Origin of the sequence: Streptomyces sp. NRRL S-495 (assembly GCF_000966955.1) — a bacterium.
Taxonomy (GTDB): Bacteria; Actinomycetota; Actinomycetes; order Streptomycetales; family Streptomycetaceae; genus Kitasatospora; species Kitasatospora purpeofusca.
Window position 1 is genome coordinate 1 of sequence record NZ_JZWY01000155.1, and the last position, 8,788, is coordinate 8,788.

Genomic DNA, 8,788 nt, shown 5'->3' on the forward strand with positions numbered 1-8,788 from the left:
CTCCACCGGCGACGCGGCGACCTCGTACGCCAACGCCCAGCAGCTCGTCGCGCAGTTGGGCAACGCCGTGCTGCTCACCCGCGAGGGCGAGGGGCACACCGGCTACGGGCACAGCGCCTGCGTCCGGGCGGCGGTGGGCGCCTACCTGGTCGACGGCACGGTGCCGGCCGCCGGGACGCGCTGCGCGAGCGACCGGGGGTAGCGGTCCGGGGGTGAAGGTCCGGGGGTAACGGTCCGGCGGGGCGCACCATGGTGAACGCACCAGTGGGACGCCCCGCCGTCGGGAGCTGCCGGAGCTGCCGGAGCTGCCGGGTCAGGAGGTGGGCGGCTGGGTCAGGTCGTAGAAGGTCGACCCGCCGACCGTGCGGGCCGTGTAGTGGCTCGCCACCCACTCCTCGATCCGGGCGGTCTGGGACTGCGAGGACTCGCCACCGGGCCCGTTCGTGCCGTTCACCCCGGCCGTCTCCCCGCCGCCGAAGCCGCGCGAGCCGCCGCCGATGAACCAGTGCACCTTGCCCTCCCGCACGTACTGCCGGAAGGCGTCCAGGCTGAGCGACGGGTCGCTGCTGTTGAAGCCGCCGAGGGCCATCACCGGGACGCCGGAGGCGAGTTGGTAGCTGGCGGCGTTCTGCGAACCGGAGGTCGCGGCGGCCCAGCGGTAGCGGTCGGCGTCCTGCGCCAGCAGGGCGGCCGCCTCGTCGCTCACCTGGGCGCCGTTCAGCAGCCCGTTCATCCCGCCGGGGCCGCCGATGACGAGGTACGGGCCCGGGCCCTGGGTGCTGCCGTTGCCGTTCGGGACCCCGCCGGTGCCCCGGCCGCCGCCCTGCTGCGGGGAGCCTGGGACGGCTTGGCCGCCGCCCTGACCGCCGCCCTGACCGCCGTCCGGGCCGCCGCCCTGCTGGGGCGCTGTCTCTTATACACATCTGGGGCGTCACCATCCGGCCGTCGAGCCACAGGGCCGGCCCGCCGCCCGCACCGCGCCCCCGCATACCGCCGGGGCCGAAGCCGCCCGCCACCGAGGGCCCGGCCAGCACGATCGAGCCCTGGTGCGGGGTGCCGACCGTCTCCAGCGCGTACGCCGCCGGACCGCCCAGCGCCGCCGCCGCGCCCACCAGGCCCGCCACGGCGGTCACCCGCCCGGCGATCCGCCGCGCCCCGGCGCGCCCGTCGGCCGGAGCATCGGCTCCGGCGCCCGAGCCGGTCGCCGGGGTGCCGCCCGTGAGCCGGGCCCCCAGCGGGCCGGCCACCAGCAGTGCCACCGCCGCGAGCAGCCCGCCGGCCAGCACCGCCGGACGCAGCCACGGCTGGAAGTCGGGGCTCCGCCCGAGCAGCACGTACGCCCACACCGCCGTCACGGCGAGCGTCGCCGCCAGCACCGCCGCGTACGGCAGCCGGTGCCGGGCCCGCCACAGCCCGTCCACGCCCATGCCGACCAGTGCGGCGACCGCCGGGGCCAGCGCCACCGTGTAGTACTGGTGGAAGATCCCGGACATGAAGCTGAAGGTCAGGGCGGTGCACAGGAGCCAGCCGCCCCAGACCAGGAAGGCCGCGCGCGCGGTGTCCGTCCGGGCGTGCCGCCGGGTCGCCCACAGGCCGAGCAGCAGCAGGATCAGCGCGGCGGGCAGCAGCCAGGCGATCTGCCCGCCGATGTCGCCGTCGAACAGCCGGGTGATGCCGGTCTCGCCCCAGCCGCCACCGCCGCGCGTCCCGCCGGGCATTCCACCGGGCATTCCACCGGGCGCACCGGCGGGCGCACCGCCGGGGCCGTTGCCGAAGACCGCCTCGGCCCCGGCCGGGAGCCGGCTGCGGCCACCGCCGCCGACGCTTCCGGTCTCATTGCCGTTGAGCCGCCCCAGGCCGTTGTAGCCGAAGGTGAGGGAGAGGAAGCTGTTGTCCTGCGAGCCGCCGATGTACGGGCGCGCCGACGCCGGCACCAGTTCGACGACCGCGACCCACCAGCCGCCCGCGACCAGCATCGCCAGGCCGCCGGCCAGCAGCTGCCGGACCCGCCGCCACAGCCCGGTCGGCGCCACCACCAGGTAGACCAGCACGAAGGCGGGCAGTACCAGGAACGCCTGCAGGGTCTTGGTGAGGAAGGCCAGACCGAGCATCACCCCGGTGAACACCAGCCACCGGGTGCCCGCGGCCTCGATCGCCCGCACCAGCCCGTAGGCGGCCAGGGTGAGCAGCAGGACCAGCAGCGCGTCCGGGTTGTTGAAGCGGAACATCAGCGCCGCCACCGGCGTCAGCGCGAAGGCGAGGCCGGCCAGCAGTCCGGCGAGCGGCGAGAAGCGCCGGCGCACCGTCGCGTACAGGGTGGCGACCGTGCCGACGGCCATCAGCGCCTGCGGGGCCAGTACCGACCAGGAGGAGAGCCCGAAGACCCGGGCCGAGAGCGCCATCGGCCACAGGGCCAGCGGGGGCTTGTCGACGGTGATGAAGTTCCCGGCGTCCGAGGAGCCGTAGAAGAAGGCCTTCCAGTTCTGGCTGCCCGCCTGGGCGGCGGCGGAGTAGAAGGAGTTGGCCCAGCCGGAGGCGGACAGGCCCCAGAGGTAGAGGACGGCGGTGGCCGCCAGCAGGGCGAGCAGCGAGGGCCGGATCCAGCGCGGGTCCTCCGGGCGTCCCCGCCAGGTCCGGCCGGGCAGGGTGCGCAGCCGTCCGGCCCAGGAGGCCGGGCCCTTGGGGCCGGTGGGCGGCAGCGGGAACTCCGGGAACAGCGGCGGGTGGGCGGGCCGCCCGGGTGCCGCCCCCTCCGGCGCGGAGCCGGGCGGCAGCAGCGGGGGCGGGAAGTCCCCGGCCTCCGGCCAGGGCTCGCCGGCCGGCGGGGTGAGGCTGGTCGTGGTCATGGGCGCTACGCTCGGGCGCCCGGCTGAGAGAACGGTGAGACCCGGGTATGAGCCGTCTGTGATCCTCGCCGCCCCTGGTGGGAGGGCTGGTGCTGTTGCGCCGACCGGGGTGCCGCTACGTCGGCCGGGGCGCTGTTACGCAGCCTGCGGCATCGTCAGGTGCTTGCCGAGCCACTCCAGCGCGGGCGGGATCTCCCTGGTCCAGGTGTGGAAGTTGTGGCCGCCGGTGTCGAGGGTGATGGTGGACAGCTCGGTCGGCGCCTTGAACGCGCCGACCATGGCCTGGGTGCCCTCGTAGTTGTTCTCGTCGTAGCTGGTGGCGAGCAGCAGCGCGACCGGCTCGGCGGGCTTGTTCCGCAGCCGCCAGACCAGGTCGTTCTCCTGCTTCAGCCGGTCGTTGCCCGCGAACAGGTCGCCGGTAGTCTCGTCGATCGGCGCGGTGTAGTAGCCGGAGAGCGAGATCGCGGACCGGTACGCGTCCGGCTTGCGCAGCGCGAACTTGAGGGCGCAGTAGCCGCCGGTGGAGTTGCCGATCACGGCGCGGTTGGCCGGGTCGGTGCCGATCCGGTAGCCGGCGGACAGCGCCTTGGGCAGGTCGCTGGTGAAGAAGGTCTCGACCTGCGGCCCGCCGGGGACGTCCATGCACTCGGTGTCGCGGTTGCCGACCAGGGTCGGGCGCATCAGCACCAGGACGGTCGGCGGCAGCTTCTTCTCCTCGATGGCGGTGAGGGCGGAGGCCGGGTACTGCATCAGCGTGATGAGCTTCTCCGCCGAGCCCGGGTACCCGGCCAGTACCAGGGCCATCGGGAACTTGCTCTGCGCGTACTCGGGCTGGAAGTACTGCGGCGGGAGGTAGACGAAGGCGTCGCTGCTCAGTCCGCTCTGCGGGCCGCGGACCGAGACCTCCTGGATCACCCCGGAGCGGTCGCGGGCCGAGCCCTGCGCCGAGTACATGTTCTTCTCCCCGGTGACGGAGAGGGTGGCGGCCGCGTTCGGCTGGTGGTCGACGACGGTGCCGGGCTTGCCGTTGGTGCCGAGCAGGTCGCTCCAGGAGCTGTAGAAGCCGAAGTAGCCGTTGGCGATCAGACCCATCGCGACCAGCACCGCGAGCTGGGTGGCGAGGAAGGCGCCGACCCGTCCCGTCCAGGCCTTCCACCCGTGTCCGCCGAACCTCGGCCAGAGCCACATCGTGGCGGCGAAGACGCCGACCGCGAGCACGGCGGCGATGATCTGGAGCGGGAGTCCCGTGAGGCTGAGCACCCGTCGATCGTAGTTGACCCGCCCTGCCCCTCCGCGCGCCCCTTTATGCGCCCCATATACGCTTCGACGCGCTGCAAGTGCGCCCTGTTGACCGTCTCTTGTCGGGTCGGGATCATGTCGGCGGGGACGAGCAGACTGCACGGAGTGTGCATGAGAGAGCACCGAGAGAACATCCGGGGGAACGCCATGAGGTCCTTCATCAAGGTCGGCACGGCGGCCGGCGCAGCGATGCTGCTGGCTGCCTGCTCCGGGGCCAGCGACGGCGGATCGGGCGGCGGCGGCAGTTCGGCGGCGTCGAGCCCGTCGGACGGCTTCAGCGCGCTGCCCGCGCCGACCTACACGCCGACACCCACGCCGACCCCGACGCCGACGCCGTACGGGCCGGTCCTGGCCGGCTACGTCGACCCGGTCAGCACCGCGCTCGGCAAGATCAACCCCGCCTCCGACCTGACCGGCTTCATGGCCGGCCTCCAGGAGGCGGCCGGCGCCGCCAACTCCGCCAGCAGCGGTCTCGGGCTGAGCGCCACCCCGGCCGGGGTCGGCACCACCAAACGCCAACTGGTGACGGCGCTCTCGCAGCTCGCCACCGACCTGAGCAAGATCCGTACCGACATCAAGGCGAAGACCTACTGCACCACCGGCTCCGCCTTCGCCCAGGTCGGCCTCTCGGAGGGCCTCAAGGCCATCCCCGGCGCCCTCGCCGAGATGACCGCGGCCGGCTACACCACCAACTTCACCGTCCCGCAGACCCCGCAGCAGCAGACCCGGGCGCTCGACAACGGCGCCTTCGTCACCAAGGGCAAGCTGCGCGGCGAGGGCGAGCTGAACATCGACAACGCGGAGGGCAGCACCGACTCCGTCGTCACGCTCTCCAAGACCGGCAAGGCCGTCCACTCGCTGTACGTCGGCAAGGGGAAGAAGGCCTCGATCAAGGGCATCGAGGACGGCACCTACGACGTGTTCTTCTCCGACGGCATCGACTGGGACCCGACGCTGAAGATGTTCACCCAGGACTGCAGCTACACCAAGTTCGACGAGACACTGGCCTTCGAGACCGGCAAGACCTACTCGATCTGGTCGATCACGCTGACCGCGAAGGTCGGCGGCAACGCGAAGACCAGCGACGTGGACGAGCAGAACTTCCCGCAGCCGTAGCGCCCGGCGGCCTGGGCCCGCCCGCCCAGGACCCGCGCGCCCAGGACCCGGCGCCGGGTCCTGGGCGGGCCCGACGGGTGACCTTCGCGCGGGTCGAGGGCCGTCGGGCCGACACCGGTCCTGCGCGCCTTCACCGCCGACCGGGGCCGGTACGAGGAGTCCACCTTCTGGAACCCCTCCTGGACCACCGCCCCCGGTGCGGTGCAGACCACCGACATCTGCGACCTGGCGAGCTCGGCCGCCGGCGTCGGCTCGGCCGAACTGCTCTCCCCGGCCGGCTGCCGCGAACTGCTGAACCCGGGGACGGTGGGCCTCGGCGGGGCGACCGGGAAGTGCCCGGACACGGTCTGCATCCCGCAGACCGAGGCCACCCACTACGGCATGGGCGTGCTGGTGCTGAACGACTGGATCTCCCAGCACCCGCTGTTCTTCGGCTGCTCGGCCTCCCAGGACCACCTTCCGTGCGAGCACCTGGCGATCGCCGTCTCCACCACCGACGGGCCGTCCGCGCCCGGCGGGCACAGCGCCCACACCATCGCCCAGCGCATCGCCGCCGTGCTGGCCCCGGAGCACCCGGTCCCCGACCTCGGCCGAGCGGCGTCCCCGGGCGGCCCGTCCCCGGCGGGTCGCCCGTGGTCCACTCCCAGTCAATTGTCAGTGGCCCATGCCACACTCCCGTCATGGCCCCCGAACCGCTCGCCGCCCTCACCTTCGCCGCCTGGCGCCGGCTCGACCTCGCCGCCGCCACCCGGATCGCCGCCCAGGCCGCCGACAGCGCGGGCGGGCGGCTCGAGCGGGTCGGGACGGTCGAGCACCTGGGGGCCCCGCTGCACCGGGTGCTGGTCGAGCGGGGCGGGCGGATGTTCGCACTGATACCGGGTGGGCGGGTCACCGTCGGCTTCGACGTGGCGGCCTGGCGGCCGTCCGCCGAACTCCTCGCCGGCTACCAGGAGGAGAGCGTCGACCAGGGCTTCGGCGACGAGGACCCGCACGCCCACCTCGCCCGGGTGCTCAGCCCGCGCCGGACGGTCACCGTGCCGACCCTGCTCATGGCCGTCCAGGACGAGCCGATCGAGGAGGCGCCCGCCGACATGCCGGCCGTCCTCGCCCGCGAGGGCCTCCGGCTGCCGACGTCCGACGAGTGGGAGCACGCCTGCGGCGCCGGCGCGCACACCCTGTTCCGCTGGGGCGACGAGTGCCCGCTCGACCGCGTCCCGTACGGCGACGACTCCGGCCCGCACGCCGGGCCGAACGCCTTCGGCCTGCTCATCGCGCACGACACCTACCGCTCCGAGATCACCGCCGAGCCCGGCCGGATCCACGGCGGTGACGGCGGCGAGTCCGTCTGCGGCGGCTACGGCACCTTCCTGTCCTGGCTCCCGCTCGCCACGGCCAACCGCCACCCCGACCTCGCGGCCCTCGTCTACGGCGAGGAGGGCGAGGACCTCGTCGACTGCCTCTCCACCCGCCCGGTCCTCGACCTGCGCTGACGGCCTCGCTGGCGGTGGCGATCAGGCCGCGCCCGGGGATGCGGGGGCAGCCTCGGTACCGTCAGAACTCGGTCGTGTCCAGGACGACGTCCAGCGGCTCCGGAAGCCGTACCGCCACCCCGAACGGGTGCGGCCCCTCGACGAGCGTGTACCCGAGCTGTCCCGGCTGGGAGAACAGCGTGCACGTCCGCTCCTGACGGTCCACCAGCAGGTAGACCGGCGCCCCGTACTGCGAGTAGCGGCGCCGCTTCGCCGTCCGGTCCGTCTCGGCGTTGGACAGGGACATCACCTCGACCACCAGGAGGGTCTGGTCCGGCACCAGGGCCCCTTCGGTCTTGGCCAACCCGGCGGGCACCACGGCGAGGTCCGGGACGTAGAAGTTCTCCGTCCCGGGGAGGTCCAGGTTCCCCGACCCGGCCCGGAGCCCCAGCTCCCGCAGCCGTGGGCCGATCTGTTCCCGGATGAGGTCGACGGCACTCTCGTGGGCCCAGGACGGCGACACCGGTGTGATGACTCCTTCGACGATCTCGACCCGCTCACCCGCGATGTGTCGGACGGCGTACTTCAGGGCGTGCTCCGGGTTGGGTACCTGGCTGTAGTCGCCGGGCCTCGCCTGCGCGGCACTCACGTTGTGCTCCACTTCTCTGCCTTCCCGGCGCGGCTGTCCGTCGGGCCGTTCACCGGGCCGTTCGCCGGACTGTCCGTCGGGCCGTCCGCGATCGCGGACAGCCTAGGGCGAAAGCCCGCCCGGGATCGGAGCGTCACGCCGTCCGGCGAACATTCGCCCGGTTGCGACAGGTGGCCGGTTGGTGGTGACTCGGGTGGATTCGCGGGTGTGACTTCTGCCCGATCGGTTGACCGATTGAGGTGACCATGGCACTTTCGTGCGGCGCGGGCGTCCGCAACCGGTCGTACGCCCCGCATCCCCCACAAGGAGAGCCATGCTCAAGAGACTTGCCGCCGCGTCCGCCGCGAGCGCTGTCATCGCCGGGGTCCTCACCTCCGTGGCAGTCGCCCCCGCGCAGGCGGTACAGGCCGGTGACCTGGCGTCCACCATCGCGCTGAGCAACTGCTCGGCCTCGCTGGTGCGTTACCCCTCGTCGGTCGACACCGACCGGGCCCTGATGCTCACCAACGGCCACTGCCTGCCGACCATGCCCCCCGCCGGCCAGGTCATCCAGAACCAGACCGCCAGCCGCAGCGGCACCCTGCTCAACGCCTCCGGCGGCTCGCTCGGCACCGTGCAGGCCGACAAGGTGCTGTACGCGACGATGACCGGCACGGATGTCGCGCTGTACCAGCTCACCGACACCTTCGGGTCGATCACCTCGAAGTTCGGCGCCACCGCGCTGACCATCAACGACACCCACCCGGTCGACGGTTCGGCGATGTACATACCGTCGTCCTACTGGAAGCAGACCTGGAACTGCTCCGTCAACGGCTTCACCGACCTGCGCGAGGACGCCTGGAGCTGGCGCGACTCGATCCGCTACAGCTCCGGCTGCAACACCACGCACGGCACCTCCGGTTCGCCGATCGTCGACGCCGCCACGCGCAAGGTCGTCGGCATCAACAACACCGGCAACGACGACGGCCAGATGTGCACCCTCAACAACCCGTGCGAGGTCGCCGCCGACGGCACCACCACGGTGCACCAGGGCCAGAGTTACGGCCAGCAGACCTACTGGTTCACCACCTGCCTGGGCAACGGCCGGGTCATCGACCTCAACGTCAGCGGCTGCCTGCTGACGAAGCCCGCGGGCAGCGGCTCCGTCTCGGTCGCCAACCCGGGCGACCAGTCGACGGCGGTGGGCGGTGCGGCGAACCTCAAGATCACGGCGAGCGGCGGTTCGACCCCGTACACCTACTCGGCGACGGGCCTGCCGGCCGGTCTGTCGATCAACGCCTCCACCGGTGTCATCAGCGGCACCGCGAGCACGGCGGGCACCTACAACGTCACCGTGACGGCGAAGGACGCGGCGGCCAAGTCCGGTAGCACCAGCTTCACCTGGGTGGTCTCCGGCGGCGGTGGCGGCA

General features: G+C 72.9%; 8 protein-coding genes and 1 pseudogene. 4 read left to right on the top strand and 5 right to left on the bottom strand.

The window, feature by feature from the left end; genetic code table 11:
• Nucleotides 1–55 precede the first annotated feature (55 nt).
• Nucleotides 56–202 (top strand): alpha/beta hydrolase, encoded by a 147-nt coding sequence (locus VR45_RS10525; RefSeq protein WP_234325924.1) that lies wholly within the window; start codon nt 56–58, stop codon nt 200–202.
• Between the two features lie 111 nt (nt 203–313).
• On the opposite strand, the pseudogene VR45_RS10530 reads toward VR45_RS10525, so the two are convergent.
• Nucleotides 314–2,846: pseudogene (locus tag VR45_RS10530) on the bottom strand (glycosyltransferase family 39 protein).
• Between the two features lie 135 nt (nt 2,847–2,981).
• A complete protein-coding gene (locus VR45_RS10535) occupies nt 2,982–4,106 on the bottom strand; it encodes an alpha/beta hydrolase-fold protein (protein WP_045939432.1) in 1,125 nt (374 codons plus the stop codon).
• A gap of 150 nt (nt 4,107–4,256) precedes the next feature.
• Here VR45_RS10535 and VR45_RS10540 point away from each other — a divergent pair, with 150 nt between their 5' ends.
• Complete coding sequence (locus tag VR45_RS10540) at nt 4,257–5,261, top strand: hypothetical protein (RefSeq protein ID WP_159394168.1); 1,005 nt, start codon at nt 4,257–4,259, stop codon at nt 5,259–5,261.
• Here VR45_RS10540 and VR45_RS46815 read toward each other — a convergent pair.
• The gene (locus tag VR45_RS46815) at nt 5,171–5,614 is read right to left on the bottom strand and encodes a hypothetical protein (RefSeq protein WP_159394169.1); all 444 of its coding nucleotides are present in this window, start codon (nt 5,612–5,614) and stop codon (nt 5,171–5,173) included. The two genes, VR45_RS10540 and VR45_RS46815, sit on opposite strands and share 91 nt — an antisense overlap.
• A gap of 21 nt (nt 5,615–5,635) precedes the next feature.
• Nucleotides 5,636–5,809, bottom strand: a complete 174-nt coding sequence (locus VR45_RS46820; protein ID WP_159394170.1) for a hypothetical protein — start codon at nt 5,807–5,809, stop codon at nt 5,636–5,638.
• 132 nt (nt 5,810–5,941) lie between these two features.
• Between VR45_RS46820 and VR45_RS10555 the strand changes: the two genes are divergently transcribed.
• A complete protein-coding gene (locus VR45_RS10555; RefSeq protein WP_045939436.1) occupies nt 5,942–6,751 on the top strand; it encodes a hypothetical protein in 810 nt (269 codons plus the stop codon).
• 61 nt (nt 6,752–6,812) lie between these two features.
• On the opposite strand, the gene VR45_RS10560 is transcribed toward VR45_RS10555, so the two are convergent.
• On the bottom strand, nt 6,813–7,379 hold the full coding sequence (locus VR45_RS10560) for a Uma2 family endonuclease (RefSeq protein WP_045939437.1): 567 nt from the start codon (nt 7,377–7,379) through the stop codon (nt 6,813–6,815).
• A gap of 313 nt (nt 7,380–7,692) precedes the next feature.
• Between VR45_RS10560 and VR45_RS10565 the strand changes: the two genes are divergently transcribed.
• Nucleotides 7,693–8,788, top strand: a 1,096-nt coding sequence (locus VR45_RS10565) for a putative Ig domain-containing protein (protein WP_052708988.1), incomplete at its 3' end; no start/stop codon positions are given.